At 70.1% G+C, this 15,738-nt stretch carries 16 protein-coding genes and 6 pseudogenes; 13 read left to right on the forward strand and 9 right to left on the reverse strand.

Annotation, left to right across the window (positions count from 1 at the left end):
* Window positions 1–412 precede the first annotated feature (412 nt).
* The 5 genes and pseudogenes from ASC99_RS40865 (at window position 413) to ASC99_RS22200 (ending at window position 3,482) form a co-directional block, all read left to right on the forward strand.
* A complete protein-coding gene (locus ASC99_RS40865) occupies window positions 413–832 on the forward strand; it encodes a hypothetical protein (protein ID WP_235502698.1) in 420 nt (139 codons plus the stop codon).
* Between the two features lie 509 nt (window positions 833–1,341).
* Window positions 1,342–1,564: alpha/beta fold hydrolase (locus ASC99_RS40870; RefSeq protein WP_235583094.1), on the forward strand; the 223-nt coding region annotated here is incomplete at its 3' end.
* 1 nt (window position 1,565) lies between these two features.
* Window positions 1,566–2,022 (forward strand): annotated as a pseudogene (locus ASC99_RS40875) (alpha/beta fold hydrolase); the annotation flags it as partial.
* 1 nt (window position 2,023) lies between these two features.
* A pseudogene (locus ASC99_RS40880) lies at window positions 2,024–2,409 on the forward strand (alpha/beta fold hydrolase); the annotation flags it as partial.
* Window positions 2,410–2,465: 56 nt separating this feature from the next.
* Window positions 2,466–3,482 carry a GlxA family transcriptional regulator gene (locus ASC99_RS22200; RefSeq protein ID WP_057234794.1) on the forward strand — a complete coding sequence of 339 codons (1,017 nt, stop codon included), beginning with the start codon at window positions 2,466–2,468 and terminating at the stop codon, window positions 3,480–3,482.
* Window positions 3,483–3,695: 213 nt separating this feature from the next.
* On the opposite strand, the gene ASC99_RS22205 is transcribed toward ASC99_RS22200, so the two are convergent.
* On the reverse strand, window positions 3,696–4,031 hold the full coding sequence (locus tag ASC99_RS22205; RefSeq protein ID WP_369824257.1) for a helix-turn-helix domain-containing protein: 336 nt from the start codon (window positions 4,029–4,031) through the stop codon (window positions 3,696–3,698).
* A gap of 86 nt (window positions 4,032–4,117) precedes the next feature.
* Here ASC99_RS22205 and ASC99_RS22210 point away from each other — a divergent pair.
* Window positions 4,118–4,434: pseudogene (locus tag ASC99_RS22210) on the forward strand (winged helix-turn-helix transcriptional regulator); the annotation flags it as partial.
* Between the two features lie 87 nt (window positions 4,435–4,521).
* The gene (locus ASC99_RS37525) at window positions 4,522–5,556 is read left to right on the forward strand and encodes a helix-turn-helix domain-containing protein (RefSeq protein ID WP_057234798.1); all 1,035 of its coding nucleotides are present in this window, start codon (window positions 4,522–4,524) and stop codon (window positions 5,554–5,556) included.
* 190 nt (window positions 5,557–5,746) lie between these two features.
* Here ASC99_RS37525 and ASC99_RS22220 read toward each other — a convergent pair whose 3' ends face one another.
* From ASC99_RS22220 to ASC99_RS22230, 4 genes and pseudogenes are all read right to left on the reverse strand, one after another.
* Window positions 5,747–6,343 (reverse strand): NADPH-dependent F420 reductase, encoded by a 597-nt coding sequence (locus ASC99_RS22220; protein WP_057234800.1) that lies wholly within the window; start codon window positions 6,341–6,343, stop codon window positions 5,747–5,749.
* A gap of 42 nt (window positions 6,344–6,385) precedes the next feature.
* On the reverse strand, window positions 6,386–7,204 hold the full coding sequence (locus tag ASC99_RS22225; RefSeq protein ID WP_057234802.1) for an inositol monophosphatase family protein: 819 nt from the start codon (window positions 7,202–7,204) through the stop codon (window positions 6,386–6,388).
* Window positions 7,205–7,724: 520 nt separating this feature from the next.
* Window positions 7,725–7,886, reverse strand: a pseudogene (locus tag ASC99_RS40885) (pirin family protein); the annotation flags it as partial.
* Window positions 7,887–8,278: 392 nt separating this feature from the next.
* Window positions 8,279–9,000: pseudogene (locus ASC99_RS22230) on the reverse strand (transaldolase family protein); the annotation flags it as partial.
* Between ASC99_RS22230 and ASC99_RS40890 the strand changes: the two are divergent.
* Both ASC99_RS40890 and ASC99_RS22235 read left to right on the forward strand, forming a co-directional pair.
* Window positions 8,954–9,124 carry a hypothetical protein gene (locus ASC99_RS40890; protein ID WP_235502716.1) on the forward strand — a complete coding sequence of 57 codons (171 nt, stop codon included), beginning with the start codon at window positions 8,954–8,956 and terminating at the stop codon, window positions 9,122–9,124. The pseudogene ASC99_RS22230 and the gene ASC99_RS40890 overlap by 47 nt on opposite strands.
* A 93-nt stretch (window positions 9,125–9,217) precedes the next feature.
* Complete coding sequence (locus ASC99_RS22235; RefSeq protein ID WP_082598531.1) at window positions 9,218–9,910, forward strand: hypothetical protein; 693 nt, start codon at window positions 9,218–9,220, stop codon at window positions 9,908–9,910.
* Window positions 9,911–10,133: 223 nt separating this feature from the next.
* Here the strand turns inward: ASC99_RS22235 and ASC99_RS22240 are convergent, their stop codons facing one another.
* Window positions 10,134–10,349: a hypothetical protein gene (locus tag ASC99_RS22240; protein ID WP_057234808.1), complete on the reverse strand. Its 216-nt coding sequence runs from the start codon at window positions 10,347–10,349 to the stop codon at window positions 10,134–10,136.
* A 75-nt stretch (window positions 10,350–10,424) separates the two neighbouring features.
* Here ASC99_RS22240 and ASC99_RS22245 point away from each other — a divergent pair, with 75 nt between their 5' ends.
* Both ASC99_RS22245 and ASC99_RS22250 read left to right on the forward strand, forming a co-directional pair.
* Window positions 10,425–10,715, forward strand: coding sequence for a hypothetical protein (locus ASC99_RS22245; protein WP_057234810.1), 291 nt, complete (start codon window positions 10,425–10,427; stop codon window positions 10,713–10,715).
* On the forward strand, window positions 10,712–11,104 hold the full coding sequence (locus ASC99_RS22250; protein WP_057234812.1) for a hypothetical protein: 393 nt from the start codon (window positions 10,712–10,714) through the stop codon (window positions 11,102–11,104). Before ASC99_RS22245 ends, ASC99_RS22250 begins: the two co-directional genes overlap by 4 nt.
* Before the next feature lie 103 nt (window positions 11,105–11,207).
* On the opposite strand, the pseudogene ASC99_RS22255 reads toward ASC99_RS22250, so the two are convergent.
* Both ASC99_RS22255 and ASC99_RS22260 read right to left on the reverse strand, forming a co-directional pair.
* A pseudogene (locus ASC99_RS22255) lies at window positions 11,208–12,142 on the reverse strand (SMP-30/gluconolactonase/LRE family protein).
* A gap of 152 nt (window positions 12,143–12,294) precedes the next feature.
* A complete protein-coding gene (locus ASC99_RS22260) occupies window positions 12,295–13,092 on the reverse strand; it encodes a helix-turn-helix transcriptional regulator (RefSeq protein WP_082598532.1) in 798 nt (265 codons plus the stop codon).
* A gap of 135 nt (window positions 13,093–13,227) precedes the next feature.
* On the opposite strand from ASC99_RS22260, the gene ASC99_RS22265 reads away from it, so the two are divergent.
* A complete protein-coding gene (locus tag ASC99_RS22265) occupies window positions 13,228–13,773 on the forward strand; it encodes an SRPBCC family protein (RefSeq protein ID WP_235502699.1) in 546 nt (181 codons plus the stop codon).
* Window positions 13,774–14,033: 260 nt separating this feature from the next.
* On the opposite strand, the gene ASC99_RS22270 is transcribed toward ASC99_RS22265, so the two are convergent.
* On the reverse strand, window positions 14,034–14,729 hold the full coding sequence (locus ASC99_RS22270) for an alpha/beta fold hydrolase (RefSeq protein ID WP_057234814.1): 696 nt from the start codon (window positions 14,727–14,729) through the stop codon (window positions 14,034–14,036).
* A gap of 76 nt (window positions 14,730–14,805) precedes the next feature.
* Here ASC99_RS22270 and ASC99_RS22275 point away from each other — a divergent pair, with 76 nt between their 5' ends.
* Window positions 14,806–15,432, forward strand: coding sequence for a TetR/AcrR family transcriptional regulator (locus tag ASC99_RS22275; RefSeq protein ID WP_057234816.1), 627 nt, complete (start codon window positions 14,806–14,808; stop codon window positions 15,430–15,432).
* The last annotated feature ends 306 nt before the right edge of the window (window positions 15,433–15,738 follow it).

Consider the following 15,738-nt stretch of genomic DNA (forward strand, 5'->3'; position numbering starts at 1 on the left):
AGCCGATCTTGAACTCGTGCAACGCACTGTAGTCTGCGGGCCGTTCTTGCCCGGGCAGACCCCAGGCCCAGTCATCTCAGATCTCAAACGCGGTCTCAGGCGAGGTGGTCCAAGTGCCCGCACGAGTACAAGATCCGGTACCGCAACGCGGCCGGGAAGCAGATCGAGGAGTCCGGGTACGCCACCCAGGACAAGGCCACCACCCGACTGTCCGAGGTCTACAAGGCCAAGAAGGACACCCCGAAGAACCAGACCAGGGCCGAGCGCATCCAGAAGTACGGGGGACGCCCATCGGCTCGGCATCTACGACGAGAACCCGCTTGAGGGGGTGAAACCTCCACAGTATGACCCGGCACGCGCAGTCATTCCCTCACCGTCGCAACTCCGGGACATACGCACCGCCGGCGACGACATGTTCCCCCTGATCACCGACCTCATGAGCGGCTGCGGGATGCGCAACGGGGAGGCAGCAGCAGTCAACCTCAAGAACATCGTGGCCGACGACATCTACCGGATCACGGAGCAGGTGAATCAGACCACCAAAACCTACGGGCGACTGAAGCACCGTAAGGTCACCGAGTACCGCGACGTCCCGCTTCCGGCACGCATCAAAGAGACCATCGACTGGTACGCGGACAAATACGGAACGGTCGACGGCTACCTTCTCCGGCATCCGCACGACCTCAGCAAGGCACTCCCCTACTATTACCCCGAAAACCAGTGGGTGAGGATCAAGCGGGCTGGCGGGGTCGATCGGCAAGGCCGCCAAGATCCTCGATCTCGGCCTGGCCTCTTAGAAGTCATCTCATTTGGGGAATCCGCGGCGTCGTAGTCCGCACCGAACAGGAGCTCCCCGGCCTCCTCGCGCTGCACGCAGGGACAGAGGTATCCCCGCCATAACAGGGGCTCGTCGAGGAGCTCGGGAAGATGGGCGAAGGGTCCGCCGTCGTAGCCTGGGATCCGGTCCGGGTGCATGTCCGCGCCGTTCGTCATGCCGCTCAGCATGCCGCCGACCCCTGTCCTGGCCGAGAGCGGGCGGGAGTTGGAGGCTGGAGGGTGGCTGCCGGAGCGCCCAGGCGGCCAGCCGGTCCGTGCGGGACGAGCGTGCAGGGTGACTTCACCGAGGCGGGCGGTGATCGCCGCCGGTCTCCGCTGTGGGGTCGGGCCGCCCCGGACAGGCAGGGCAGCGCGCGGGGCATTTGCCGATTAGGTCAGTCTCTGACCAGGACGGCCTGCTGTCTGACCGTCCCCGCCCTGCGCTCCCTGCGGTGGAGGTGCGGGGTCTTCAATCGGTGTGCCGCGGATGTCGCGGTGGTGGGTGGCCGACGGAAGGTGTGGCACATGACGGAGTTCGTGGTGTTGGAGGGCGGGCGCATCGCCTGCGACGTGGTTGGCGAGGGCCCGCTGGTGGTGCTKTCGCACGGCATGGGGACATGGCGCCAGGACTTCCGGCATCTGGTGCCCGTGCTGGTCGGCGCGGGGTACCGGGTGGTGAACGCGGACATGCGGGGGCACGGGGAGTCCAGTACCGGCTGGGCTTCTGTGACGGGGAAGCACGCCATCANGCTGGTCGGCGCGGGGTACCGGGTGGTGAACGCGGACATGCGGGGGCACGGGGAGTCCAGTACCGGCTGGGCTTCTGTGACGGGGAAGCACGCCATCAGCCGGACCGACGTCGCCGGTGATCTGCTCGGGGTCATCCGGTACTTCGGCGGGCCCGCGACGATCGTCGGGCACTCCATGTCCGGSGGCGCCGCCACCGTCGCCGCGGCTCTGGCCCCGGAACTGGTGACCGCGATCGTGGAGATCAACCCGTTCACCAGGGTCTCGAAGGTGGATGCGAGCGCGCTGCTCACCGTCCGGCGCTACCGCCGGGGCGGCTTGCGGCTGATCGGGACACAGCTGCTGAAGTCCCGTGGAATGTGGCGCAGTTACCTCGATGTCGCATATCCCGGCAAGCCCGACGACTACGGACGGCAGATCGACGACCTCATGACGGCGCTGCGGCGACCCGGGCGGTGGNGGCGCAGTTACCTCGATGTCGCATATCCCGGCAAGCCCGACGACTACGGACGGCAGATCGACGACCTCATGACGGCGCTGCGGCGACCCGGGCGGTGGGAGGAGTTCATGAAGACCGGCCGGACCACTCCGGCCGACGCCGAGGCTCGGCTGGCGGATGTGGAGTGCCCGGCGCTGGTGATCATGGGCGCCCAGGACCCGGACTTCCCCGACCCGGTGGCCGAGGGCGAGGCGATCGTCGCGGCCATGCCCGAAGGGCTCGGGCGGGTCGCCGTGATCGAGGACGGCGGGCACTACCCCCATGCGCAGTCCAGCGACCAGGTCGCCGAACTGGTCATCGCCTTCCTGCGGGAGCACGCCGGCGACACCGGCCGGCACACCGGGTGACCGGTGGCGGCCGAATGGGGGTCACAACATCCCCTGCTCGCGGCGATGATGGTGACATGCCTTCACCCCGCACCGTCGTTCTCGTGGTGTACGACGGTATTCAACTGACCGAACTGGCCGGTCCGATGGACGTGTTCAACGCGGCGAACACCGTGTTGGAAACCACGGCCTACCGGCTGGTGACGGCGGCGCCGCGGGCGGGGGCCGTCACCGCCGACGGCGGGCTGAGGTTCCACGTCGAGCACTCGATCCGGGGGGCCGCCCTCGGCGAGCCGGACATCGACACGATGATCGTGATCGGCGGCTTCGGGGCGTTCGACCCGTCGACGTCCCAGGGGGTGGTCCGGGAACTTCCCCTGCTCGCCGGGGTTTCGCAGCGCGTTGCCGCGGTGTGCTCCGGCTCGATACTGCTGGCCGCGGCCGGGCTGCTCGACGGGTACCGCGCGACGACGCACTGGGGCGCGACCGAGCAGCTTGCCGAGCGCTACCCGCGGGTGCGGGTCGAACCGGACCGGATCTACGTGCACGACCGCACTCGGTGGACCTCGGCAGGGGTGACCACCAGCATCGATCTCGCGCTGGCCCTTGTCGAGTACGACCACGGAGCCGAACTGGCACAGTCCATCGCCCGCAGGCTGGTCGTCTTCACCCGAAGGCCCGGCGGCCAGACCCAGTTCAGCGCCCAACTGCGCGCCCAGAACGCACGGACCCCGGCCATCCGGTCCGTCCAGGACTGGCTGCCCGACCACCTCGACCAGGACCTGAGCGTGGCGGCCCTGGCGTGCCGGGCGGGAATGAGCGAGCGGAACTTCGCCCGCGCCTTCCGCGCCGAAACCGGCAGCACCCCGGCCGACCTCGTCGAGAGCCTCCGCCTCGAAGCGGCCTGCCGCCTGCTCGAGACGACCGTCCTGACCGTCGGCGCCATCGCCAGGACGGTCGGGTACCGACACGGCGAGACCCTCCACCGCGTTTTCTCCCGCCGCCTGGCTACCACCCCGGACCGCTACCGCCGGAACTTCCCGATGTCCGCTCCCGCGGATACGCGCGCACTGCGGCCCGTCAGCGGGCGGTGACCCGGAAGGACCAAGGGTCTTTGCTGATCACGGGTCGGTCGACGAGCCGACGGCCGTCCCCCTGATGGGACAGACCGGCCGTCTGGGTGGCAGGGTCGACGTCCAAGGCGTTAGAAGATGTCTCATTTGGATAGTCGTCGGGTGCAAATGAGGGCTGCGGCGATGCTGGCGAAGGCAGCGAAGTGGTCGGCCTTGCGTTCGTAGCGGCGGTGCCTAAGCAGGCGGCGGTACCCCGACGTGCGCCTTGAACAGCGTCCGGAAGTTCGCCGGGGTGCCCAGGCCGCAGCGGCGTGCGACGGCTTCGACCGTGAGGTCGCCGGATTCGAGGAGTTCGCGGGCGCGGGCGAGCCGGGCGTCGAGCAGCCAGCGGATCGGCGGTTGGCCGGTGTCGGTCTGGAAGCGGCGGATCAGGGTCCGGCGGGAGGCGCCGGCCCGGCGAGCCAACTGGCGGGTCGCGAGGCCGGCGATGCCGCCGCCATGATGGTGATCCCCATCCTGTTCCTCCCCGCGCATCCCGCAATGCTGACCGGTGCGGGCGCGGATACGCACGACAGCGCCCCGGTAGCCAGTGTGGCCCGCTGTCCGGCCTCGGAGGCAGTGGTTGACGGAACCAAGCCGGCAACTACCGGGCATGGTTGGACCTTCAGGACCCGGCCCTCAGTGCGCAGCCCGTCGACGGGGCACGACCGTCCGCGGACTCGGTGGCACGGGAGATCTTCTCCGACCTCGCCAACAAGTGGGCCCTCCTGATCATCGAGGCCCTCGGGGACCGCACCCTGCTCTTCGGCGAGCTGCGCGACGAGGTCGAGGGCGTCAGCCACAAAATGCCCACCCAGAACCTCCGGATGCTCGAGCACAACGGCCTGATCCACCGGGAGGTCACCCCGTCGTCCCGCCACGGGTCGAGTACACCCACACCGAACCCGGCCGGCCCCGTGCTCCACCCCTCGACCGCTGCCACGCGAGCCGTCTGTAGGAAGATCGGTACGGCGACCACATGACGGCGTGGAAGCAGTGCATACGAGGGGATCGAAGAGGGATGCACGGTATCGGAGCGGAGACCGACGGCACGCGCGGGGTGTTCGCAGTGGACTCGACCGCCCAGGGCGCCGCACCGCGGGGACTCGACGCCTTCCGGCGCGGGTGGGAGACCCAGGTCGGCGACGACGTCTTCCAACTGCCGGACTTCACCACGGATACGGTCGGTGACTTCCGGGTCAAGGGCAACGTGGCCAAGGTGCACGACGCGGCGATCGCCGATCTGCACGCCGCGTCGGCCACCCGGACCGCGGACGTCCCGGGCGGCGATCAGGATCTGGTGGCCATGTACGTCGTGCGGCACGGCGCGTGGACTCTGGGCGGCCCGCCCGGTCAGGGCGACCGGACCGTGTCGGCCGGGCAGTTCCTCGTCCGGCACGTCGGGAGCCTGACGGCCTTCGAGACGTCGGCGAACCTCACGGCGAAGTTCCTCGTCCTTCCCCCCGCCGAGCTCAAACCCCTGCTCGGGAACCGGGTCGTCACCGGCCCGGCGGACTCGGCCGAGATGCGCTTGCTGACGGCCCTCACGGACATGATCCACACCACCGTGGCCGACCTCGGCCCGGCCGGTGTGGCAGCCGCCCAAGGCACCCTGGTCGAGCTGGCCAAGGCGGTGGCGAAGGGCCGGTTCGACGACGTGGAACCCCGGCTGGCCCCCGCACTCACCCAGGCGGCGAAGGACCTCGCGGACCGTCTGCTCACGCACCCCGAGCTCTCTCCGGCCATGCTCGCGCGTGAACTCAACGTCTCCGTCCGCACGTTGCACCGGGCCTTCGCCGCAGTGGGCGAGCAGGTGACCACCTACATCCGCCACCGGCGACTGCACGAGGCCCGGCTCGCCCTTGACGCGCCGTCAGGGCGACTGAGCATTTCGGAACTCGCCGCACACTGGCAGTTCGCGGACGGCAGCCACTTCACCCGAGCCTTCAAGAAGCACTACGGTCAGACCCCCAGCGAGTACGCCCGGTCGGCCGCAGCAGCCTCGCTCTCACCGAACCGGCACCCGCCCGGCCATGGACCGGCCGACAGCGCGTGACCAGAGGTGGGGCCGCAGCTCAGCGAATACCGCCAACTCACGGCCATGGAAAGGAAGTTCGGCGGCACGGGCGGTCCGGGCGTCAGCTGGAGGCTCGACGATCTGCATCACCTGCGGCCTGCGGACAACGAGGTCGCCACTACCCACGCTTCGCCAACCTCCGGTCCCCGTAGCCGGCGCGGCTCGACCCTCAGCGGGCGATCGAGATCGCGAAGGGGGTGAATCCGCTGGACCGGATGACGTGCGGCACAAAGAGGATGGCGGCCTCCGTGGCGCGGGCGGTCCGGATCCCGCCGAGGTCGGTGATCCATTCCTTGCTCCAGCCGAGGTCGGTGAGGAGTTCGCGGACGGTCTGCTTGGCTTGCGGGTCGTCGCCGGAGAGGAAGGCGGTGGGCGCCTGGGTGAGCGCGGCCGGCGCGGTCATCACGGGGAAGAGCATGGTGTTGAGCGTCTTGACGACGCGCGTCTCGGGGAGTGCCTCCTGGAGCTGCTCGGCGAGGCTCGAGCCGGGGTAGACGAGGTCGGCGGGCAGTCCGTCCGGTCCGTCGGTGGTGGCGTTGGAGACGTCGATGAGGATCTTGCCGTGCAGCTCCTCGCGCAGGGCGGCGAGACGCTCCAGGGAGCCGGCGCCAGGGGTGGCGTTGATGACGATCTCGGCTGTCCGGGCAGCATCGGCGGCGGCCCCCGGCGAGCGGTCCACTGCAGTCACCTGGTGGCCTGCCCGGGTGAGGGCCGTGGCCAGGTTGCCGCCGACGCGGCCGTTTCCGAGAACTGCGATCGTGGTCATGGTGATGTGCTCCTTGCGTGGGTGCGGTTGTGGTGTGCCGGGTCAGCGGGAGAGCGTGGCGACGGCCTGGGCGTGGACGCCGGGCGCGGTGGCGAGGAAGCTCTCGCTCTGCGGGGTCCAGGGCCGGCCCTCGGCGTCGGAGATCCGTCCGCCGGCCTCGGTGACGAGCAGCGCTCCGGGCAGCAGGTCCGCGCGGGCGCCGGCGAACTGCCAGAAGGCGTCGGTCCGGCCGGCGGCCACGTTCGTCAGGTGCAGGGTCGCGGGCACCGAGGTGCGGACGACGAGCGCGTCGAAGAGCATCGCGGTGATCGAGGAGCCGACGCGCAGCACGACCTTCTGGTCCTCGTCCGGCCGGGCCTGGCTGGTGGCCACGATGCTCAGGCCGAGGTCCGCGGTCGCCGAGACGTTCAACCGCCGGCCGTCCAGGTGGGCGCCGCCTCCGGTGCGGGCGGTGTAGGTCTCGCCGGTCAGCGGCAGGTGGACCACGGTGAGCACCGGCTGGTTGTCGCGCACCAGGGTGGCGGTCACCGCCCACTCGGGCAGGGCGTGCAGGTGGTTGACGTTGCCCTCGGCCGGGTCCACCACCCACCACTCGCCGGACGGCAGCGCCCCGCCGTCGAGCTCGTCCTCCACCCACCGGGCCCGCGGCCGCAGTCGGGTGAGGGCCGGGCGGAGGATCTCCAGGGCGGTGTCGTCGTTGGCGGCGAGCGCACGCATCAGCTCTTCGCGGCTCTCGTAGCGGACCACTTCGCCGAAGCGCTCGCGCAGCGCCGCGCCGGCTGCGTGCACGGCGACCGCGGTCTGATCGAGCAGGCCTGCGTCGGAGGTGGCGGCGTCAGTGGTCTGAGGAGTTTCGGACATGGCGGTGCTCCTGTCTGAGGAGGGGTGATGAGGCCGGTCGGAGCCGAACCGCGCGGTGCTTCTCGCGCTTTCCGGGTTTCCCTTCCGCCGTCGAAATCCTAGGAACACGAACACGGCACGCACTTGAACCTCCGCGACGTTCGTTCGGAACCTCAGCGCCATCCAGAGGCTCGTACAGCCTCAATGCCCGGGCCCCGTCCGCGAATACCCCAGCGCCGTGACACCCGAGCAGCAATGACGCTACGTCACCACCGATTACGGGCCAGAGCCGAAGACACCCACCCGCACCCAGGCACGTGATCTGCTGGCGCCTACCTGACTCCACGTCAGCTGAGTCAGCATTGCGTCAGCATTGATATGACTCAACCCGGCTACAGGCGGCCAAACCCGAGAACCCTGGCCGCCCAACAGAAGCGGCTTCCGGGCCCGCCGGCAGGCTCCCGGGGCGACCTACTGCGGCGCCTCGCGACAGCAATCCACAACCACGCGCCGCCAGTCGCCCTGAGCTCACCATCCCAGGTCAGCGCACTCGCCCCCGTGGTTTCAGGGGCAGTTGGGGCAGCTCGGGAGCAGGCAGCCGGGCGCCGTCGTAGCCCTGGACCTCGCCGAAGCGCGACCCCTCCATCCAGTCCGACCGCGCCTGGGCGATCTCCTCGCCGGATCGGCCCACATAGTTCCACCACGTATCACGCCTTTGGCGTTTCTCCCCAGCTCAGGGCTTGACCGATCATCCGGGATCAGCAAACAGTCAGCATGACACCCGGGAGTGGGACCGACCATGGCGACCACCAGCCTCATCCGCGGCATGGGTTCCTTCTTCAAGGACTGCGAGTACCCGGAATCCCGGTGGGTCAGGTGCCCCCACGGGTACAAGATCCGGTACCGCAACGCGGCCGGGCCCCCCGGTCGGCTGGCGCGGAGATCCAGAACAGGTCGGCCCGCTCATCGGTGAGCGCGAGGAACAGCAGGCCGTGGGCCTTGTGCTTGCCGGAGTAGCTGGTAGCGCTCCGGCCAACAAGGACGTTCACCGGCTTGCCTCGGCGGGCCGTGCGCCGGTGTCTCATGCGTCTACGGTCACCGGGCGCTGTGGCTGTGCTTGCCCTGCAGTTCGGCTTCGAGCCTGCCGTAGAGCTCGTGCCATGACGTGGTGAATTTGGCGATGCCCTCCTCTTCCAGGGCCTGGACCACGTCGTCGTACGAGATCCCGACGGCCGCCAGGTCGTCGAGGACCTGACGGGAGGCGGCGTAGGTGCCGTGGATGGTGTCGCCGCGGATAGGCCGGTCCTTGACGCCGGTGGAGGCCCACAGCGGTCGCTGCGGGCGGGCACCCGCCGCTGCCAGCGCGCTCCAGCGGTCCGAGGCGCAGACGCCTTCGTGGTGCTGGTAGGCGAGGCGGGCATTGGCGATCGCGGACAGGTCGCGCCCGGCCGCCCGGGCCCGCTCCATGCCGTCCAGGAAGGCGTTCACGACCTGGGCGTAGCGCGCCAGGGAGAAGATCAGCGTCACGTTGATGCTGATGCCCTCGCCGAGTGCCGCGCTGATCGCCTCCAGGCCCTCGAGGGTCGCGGGGATCTTGACGAACAGGTTGGGGCGGTCCACCGCCCACCACAAGGCGCGCGCCTCGGCGATCGTCGCCGCGGTATCGCGTGCGAAGCGCGGGTCGACCTCGATCGAGACCCGCCCGTCGAGGCCGTCGGTGGCCTCGAGACCGGGTGCAGCACGTCGCAGGCCCACCGGACGTCGTACGCGGTGAGTAGTCGCACCGCCTCTTCGACACCGGCGCCGCGCCGGGCGAGCATCGGCCCGGCGCTGACCGCCGAACAGATGCCGGACGGCTGGACCGAGACCGTGGCAGACGACGTCCCGAGCCAAGACCGACTGGTCGAGCTGCCGGCCGCCATCGCTGAGGCCGCCACCTGAACGCACCCGCACTGCACAGGCCTTTCCCGCCTACTCGGCGGTACTGCCATCCGGCCGTTGTGCCGGGTGGCCGCGCCGATAGAGTCCTGGCCCATGCGAATGATCAAGGCTTTCACAGTCGTTGTCGCGGTCGGTCTGCTGACCACCGCGTGCGGCGGTTCCAACAGTCCGTCAGGCTCCGCCGACAGCGGCGCGAAGAACGCCGTCAAGGTGCTGCCGGTGACCATCGACGGCCCGCAGAAGGACGTGCTCCCGCGCGGGGGCGACGCGCTCAGGGTCACACCGCTACCGGGCACCAAGGCGCCGGTGGTGGAGAAGGTCGAGCACGCGCTGCGCGAGGACGTTCTCTCCGGCGCCCACGTGCCCGGCACGACGAGCGCCAAGTGCGCCGACGGCATCACCATGAAGGCCGGCGCCGTCAGCCAGTGCGTGGTCACCTACGAGGGCGCCGAGATCCCCTACGAGGTCAAGATCGACGACAAGTACACCGAAGGCAGCATGGTCTTCTCCTACACCAAGACCCCGAAGAAGGCGCTCCTGGTCGCGAAGGAAATCTACAACCGGTTCAACGAGCGCTACGGCTCCGCCTCCGGTGCCAGCGACGCGAGCAAGCTTGCCTGCGACGAGATCCCGGTCGCCAAGACCTTCGACTTCGGAGCCGACACCGGCTACACCTGCCAGTACTGGGGCGAGCACGGCACCAAGGACGGCAAGCCCGGCTACGTCACCGTGAAGATCAAGATCGGCCCCACGCGCAACAGCATCGCCCTAGACGAGGTCCGCTAGCCACCCAGTCGAGCCGCCGCGCCCGCACCGCAGGAGTTGATGCTCCGATGGCGCGATACGGCGCTCGATTGGCGGCCCGAGGCCGGGGTCGGCGGGGGCCGGCCTGGCCGTGTGCGAGTTGTCCGTGTGCGCGCGGGTGACGCGCGTAGGGTCGATTCCGCGGGATCGGTGGAGCTGGACCTGGTGATGCGGTGGCTGGCGAGGCGGCGCCCGCCGGCGAGGATCAGATCTGCCGAGCCGGGTCGGAGAAGGTGAGGCCACCGGCGGCGAGCGGGCGCCGGGCCGGGGCGGGCACCGGCGCGGTCTCGCCGGGCGGCTGGCGGAAGTCCGCGCCCTGCTCGACCGGCAGCAGACGGCGGCCGCCCGCCTGGAAGGGTACGGAAGCGTCGGCGGTGGGCTCGGAGAAGGCAGGCAGCGAGAGGCTGCGACGGTCGGTCATGATCCCCAGTCTCGCAGCCCGAGCGGGCCGGCGGATCGGTATACCACTCGTGTACCAGCGGTATACGATTTCGGTATGGCTGATACGACGATCAAGGTTTCCCCTGATACACGTGACCGGCTGGCCGCTCTCGCGGCAGCTCAGGGCACCACGATCGGTGCCCAGGTGGCCCTGCTGGTGGAGCAGCAGCCCACCCCGGAGCAGATCGCCGAGCGCGTCGCCGAGGGCCGTCGGCTGATGCGGGAGCACTTCGGGATGACCCTCACCGACACCGATCTGGACCAAGGTCCGAACCTGCTCCAACGGGTCTACGACATCGCCGCGGCTGACGCGCGCGCCAAGGTCGCCCCCCGGCGCAGCGCGTGATCATCCTGGATTCCAGCGCCTTGGCCGCGCTGGCCGACGGTCACGAGCGTCTGCACCGCCTGGTGGACTCCGCCCTGCGGAGCCCGTTCCAGCATCTGCTGGTGCCGGTGCTGTGCCTGGTGGAGGCCGAGGTGAAGGACGAGGGCACCGCGCACGCGATCCTGTCGCTGCCCTCGGTCGAGTTCGAGCCCCTGGATGCGAGTACCGCCGTGATGGTGGCGACGATGGTCCGTGACGGGTTCGGGGGCCAGGATCTGGCCCATGTCATCGCCACGAGCCTGCCCACTCCGGTGCGTCCGTTGCAGCACCTGATCCTGACGGCCCGTCCGGGGCTGTATCCGCCTGGGATCCACACCGTCGACATCGAAGACCCGCGCCTGGCGCCGTAGGTGCCCGGCAAGCAGCTTGATCATCCGACCGAGCCGTTCCGGTCGGACTCACGTCCGTGAAGACCGGTACCGCAGACGCTTCTCAAGGGGTGCCGGGTGTGGCTCAGTGGCCCAGACGGGCGAGGAGGAGGTTGGGGTCCTTCGCGGTGAGGTAGGCGGCGCTCATGACGTAGACGGTGTTGCCGCGCAGCGCGATGGAGGTGGGCCCCTGGAGGCCGTCGGCTGCGGTCAGGACGGTGGTGTGGGTGCCGTCGGGCCTGATCAGGGCGACCTGGTTGACGGTGTTGAGGGCGGCGATGATCTGGTCGTCGCCGTGGCCTGTGAAGGCGAAGTCGTCGATTCCGGTCAGGCCGATGGCGGTGACCTGGGCGGTGCCGGCGCGTTGTCCGGGGAGGATCGGGATGCGGACGATGGTGCCCTTGTCGAGGTTGGTGGCCCAGACCGCCCCATTGTGGATCTTCAGGCCGTTGGCGCCGAGGAAACCGGCGGGAGCCAGTGCCGGGTCGGTGGACCAGGCGGTGGCGGTGCCGCCGGAGGCGGGCACACGCCAGATGGTTCCGAGGGCGGAGTCGGTGATGTACAGGGTGCGGGTGCGGGCGTCCAGGGCCAGGCCGTTGGGCAGGCCGGCGGCGGGCAGTGCGGCGATGCGCTGCGGTTGGCCGCCCGGACGCAGGCGCCATACGCCGGTCAGGTCCGCGGTGCCGGTGGCGTAGAGGAAGTACAGGGTGCCGTCGTGGGCGCGGACGATTCCGGTGGTCAGCGGAAGCCGAGGGCCGGGGTGTGCACGCCGCCGTCGGCTGGTGCGGGCAGGGTGGCCAGGATTTGGATGTCACCGAGGCGGGAGACTGCGGCGATCTGGCGGGCCTTGGCGAAGGTGACGTACGCGCTGCCGTCCGGGGCCAGCGCGATGTTCTCCGGTGTCCGCCCCTTGGCCAGGTCGAAGTGTACGGCGGTACGCGCGTGGTCGAGCGGCAGCGAGACAGCGGACGCCGCAGCCGGAGCGGCCATCGCGACCACGATCGCGGCGGCGGCCGGCATCACGGACTTGGGGAGCTTGGTGAACACGGGGATTCCTTCACTGCTTTCGGGCGTGCGGAGGCGACGCGCCGCCGCATCGGGTGGATGGTTGCCTGGTCGGGACCGGCCACGCAGGTACGGGCCGGCCGGAGAGAAGTGTGCGGGGTCAGCCGTTACTGAGCCGGCTGTCCGAACGGGCGGGGGCGGTCTGGGTGATGGCCTGGTCGAGGAGGCTGCGTGACGGTCAGTGAACCGACCAGCGGGTGCCGCATCTCGTACTCGGCGACCGCGCACGCCTTGACCCGGTGATCGGCCCACATGGACGCGAAGTCCTCACTCCGCGCGCTCAGCTCACCCAGCAGCGTGTGCAGTACGGCGTCCTGCGGGTACTTGCCCGCCACCAGGCGCAGGCTCCCCACCACCGCCCTGGCCTTGCTCGGCCAGTCCGCGTACAGATCGCGGGTGTGGGCGTCAAGGAACACCAGCCTGGCCATGTTGGGGCGCTGCGCCGGAATGTCCGGGGCGCCGGGGTCGAGGTGCCCCGCGAACAGCGCGTGACCCAGCCGGTTCCACGCCAGGACGTCGCTGCGCCGGCCGATCACGATCGCGGGGAGGTGCCCGAGCGCGTCCAGCAGTTGGGTGGTGGCCTCCGTCACGCGCTCCGGTGCGGGGCGGCGCCGGCTATGGGGTTTGGCCGACCGGGTCAGGTCGTGCAGGTGTCGGCGTTCGGACTCGTCCAGTCGCAGGGCCCGGGCGATCGCCTCCAGCACCTCCGGTGAGGCGTTGAGCGAGTGTCCCTGTTCCAGCCGGGCGTAGTAGGAGGCGCTCACCCCCGCCAGCAGCGCCAACTCCTCGCGGCGAAGCCCCGGCACACGGCGACGCTCACCGTATGTGGGCACCCCCGCCTCATCGGGGCGCAGCTGGGAGCGCCGCGTCTGCAGAAAGTCTCCGAGCTGTGATTTCCCGTTCATGGCTCCGAGTATGGGGCGGCCCGCAGCACGCAACCTCTCCCCGCCGTGGATAGGCGGCGGGAGGTCTGGCTACGCGGCACGAGCCGCGATGAGGTGGGCCTGACCGCACCCCCCTCACCTCCTCAGGAGGACGCTTTGAGCATCGCCGTCGTCCACGCACAAGACCCCTTCGATGCCCTGAACGCGGCGGATTTCGCCTTCACCAGACGCGCATGGGTCGACGCCACCCCCGCCCGGGTCTACGACCTCGTCAGTGACGTGTCCACGATCCCCCGGTGGAGCCCCGACACCACCGATGTCGCCTTCGACCAGGATGCGGGGCCCCGAGTCGGCGCCTGGTTCAGCGGGCGCAACCACAGGGACGGCAGGCACTGGACCACTCGCTCCCAGATCGCGCGGGCCGACCCCGGCACCGCCTTCACCTTCGTCGTCGGCGGCACCGAGAACGGCATCGTGCGATGGAGCTGGACCTTCCGACCCCAAGGACGCGGAACCCTCGTCCAGCAGTCGTGGCAACTCCTGCGCCTCGACCCCGTGCTGGGCACCACCCGCGGCGAACTCGACGCACTGCGCCACCACATGGTGGACAGCGCCGAAGCCACACTGGCCTCCCTCGCCCGGTGGATCGCCGAAGAACCCCGTCCCGACACCGCCCCCAGCCCACGCCGGATCTCCGGCTGACCCGCTGCCGCGGCAGCCCGACGATCCGCGCGGGGAGACGATCGGCACCAAGCAGGACGCCGCCCCCGAAACCTGGGTTCGGTTCTCTTCGGCAGACAGCGCGTCCGCCGAAGAGAACCAAGCCCTCTGGCCCTGCTGGTTGCAGGCATCGTGTTTCCACGCCGGCGCCGGCCGGTTCCTACGGGTTGAGCGCGGCGCCGGGTGAGGGACCGCGCGGAAATGGCTCCGCCGCGAACCCGTGGATCATCTTGCCCCTGCCGTCACAGACTCACCAACAGGTCTCGGACCGCTGCGGGTTGGGACAGGAACGGGTGGTGGCCGGCGTCGAGTTCGACGATGTTGCCGGCCCGGCGGGCGAACTCGTGCTGTAGGCGCGGCGGGGTGCCGCGATCTTGGGCGCAGACGAGGTACGTCGAGGGCACCTGTTGCCATGCGGCTGCCTTGACCGGCTGCGCGGTCACCTGCACGCTCTGCCGGGCGAGGTGGTCCGCCGCCTGTGCCTGGATCTCTGGGGCGCAGTCCTGCAGGAATGTGTCCGCGAGCAGTTCGGGGCGGACCCCGAAGGTGCCGGCATCGGGGTCGACGTCGAGGAACGGGGCGGGGGTGCCGTCCCCGAAGTCCGACAGGCTCTGGCCGATCTCGGGCAGGTAGCTGGAGACCAGCAGTAGGTGGCGTACCGACCCGATTCCCGCGGCGGCTTCCGCGGTGACGATGCCGCCGTAGCTGTGGGCGACCACGACGGTCGGCTTGTCGCTGTCCTGTAGTACCTGCCGCACCGCGGCGACGTCCTCGGACAGCCCAGGACCGCCGGCGCCTGCGGACCGGCCCGCCTCGCCGCAGCTCGGCAGTGCCGGGGCCACGCTCGGCACCCCTCGCTCCTGCAGCAGCTCGGCGGTGCGGTGCCACCACCACGACCCGTCCCGCACGCACGCCCCATGCACGAACACGACCCTCATCGCTGCCTCCACGTCTGCCTTGACCCTCTTTCGATCAACGGTAGACGTAGCCGTTGTTACGGGAAAAGATGTCGTCATGGGCAGACGACCGCAACCGCACATCAAAGAGGGACTGCTCGATGCCTGCGCCGATTACGCCCTCGCGCACGGCCTCCCCGACCGGCTCGAGCCGCTGGCCACCGCCACCGGCGCCTCGGCCCGCATGCTGATTTATCACTTCGGCACCCGCGACGCCCTGTTGCGGGCCGTCCTCGGGCACGCGCGGCAGCGTCAGCTCGACACCTTCGGCGACCTCCTGCGGGTGCGACCCGACGAGCCGTACACGGTCACCCTGGAGCGCGCCTGGACCTCGATCACCGGCCCGGACGGGCGACCGTACCTGCGGATGTTCGGTCAGCTGCGCGAGAGCGCGGAGCAGCAATTGTGGCCCGACTTCCGGCGCACCGCCACGACCGACTGGCTCGGGCCGCTCGAGGACGGCCTGCGCAGCATCGGTCGCCCGGAGCTCGCGACGCTCGTCCTGGCCGTCATCCGTGGTCTCCTCATGGACCTCGACGCCACTGCCGACGCCACCCGCACCGACCGGGCCTTCCAGGACTTCCTCGCCACAGTCGAGCACCTGTCCAGCGGTGACCGCTCAATCGCCCACCGCTCCCAGGAACGCAGCAGCACGACCCGCACCGACACGACGCCGGGCGCGTAGTGCTACGAGCTGACCAGCCCGCTGCGGGCCTTCGTGATGCTGCCGGTCGGCCGGGACTTGCTGAGCCGGGCCGAGCGGGTCCTGCCGGAGCTGTGCGAGGCGATCGACGACGCCCTGGTGCTCGCCGCGGGGACGCACCGGCGACCATTCCCCGCGCGGCTGGTGACGGCCCGTCGGATAGCGTCACCACGAGCCGGTCACGCGGCAGCTCGGCGACAACAGCGGGGACCGCTCGCCGGCGCGGCCGACCGGACCCAACTACTCGTCGGCCCCAGCTGGAGCCGACGACCGCCTGGCCGCCGCCGA

Origin of the sequence: Kitasatospora sp. Root107 (assembly GCF_001424875.1) — a bacterium.
In the GTDB taxonomy this organism is placed as follows: Bacteria; Actinomycetota; Actinomycetes; order Streptomycetales; family Streptomycetaceae; genus Kitasatospora.

What these genes read in the sequence shown, in the direction of transcription:
- ASC99_RS22235 (WP_082598531.1), top strand. Translation starts at nt 9,218, where the DNA reads ATGCGAATGATCAAGGCTTTCACAGTCGTTGTCGCGGTCGGTCTGCTG.
- ASC99_RS22245 (WP_057234810.1), top strand. Translation starts at nt 10,425, where the DNA reads ATGGCTGATACGACGATCAAGGTTTCCCCTGATACACGTGACCGGCTG.
- ASC99_RS22260 (WP_082598532.1), bottom strand. Translation starts at nt 13,092, where the DNA reads ATGAACGGGAAATCACAGCTCGGAGACTTTCTGCAGACGCGGCGCTCC.
- ASC99_RS22240 (WP_057234808.1), bottom strand. Translation starts at nt 10,349, where the DNA reads ATGACCGACCGTCGCAGCCTCTCGCTGCCTGCCTTCTCCGAGCCCACC.
- ASC99_RS22200 (WP_057234794.1), top strand. Translation starts at nt 2,466, where the DNA reads ATGCCTTCACCCCGCACCGTCGTTCTCGTGGTGTACGACGGTATTCAA.
- ASC99_RS22275 (WP_057234816.1), top strand. Translation starts at nt 14,806, where the DNA reads ATGGGCAGACGACCGCAACCGCACATCAAAGAGGGACTGCTCGATGCC.
- ASC99_RS22270 (WP_057234814.1), bottom strand. Translation starts at nt 14,729, where the DNA reads ATGAGGGTCGTGTTCGTGCATGGGGCGTGCGTGCGGGACGGGTCGTGG.
- ASC99_RS22225 (WP_057234802.1), bottom strand. Translation starts at nt 7,204, where the DNA reads ATGTCCGAAACTCCTCAGACCACTGACGCCGCCACCTCCGACGCAGGC.
- ASC99_RS22220 (WP_057234800.1), bottom strand. Translation starts at nt 6,343, where the DNA reads ATGACCACGATCGCAGTTCTCGGAAACGGCCGCGTCGGCGGCAACCTG.
- ASC99_RS37525 (WP_057234798.1), top strand. Translation starts at nt 4,522, where the DNA reads ATGCACGGTATCGGAGCGGAGACCGACGGCACGCGCGGGGTGTTCGCA.
- ASC99_RS40865 (WP_235502698.1), top strand. Translation starts at nt 413, where the DNA reads ATGTTCCCCCTGATCACCGACCTCATGAGCGGCTGCGGGATGCGCAAC.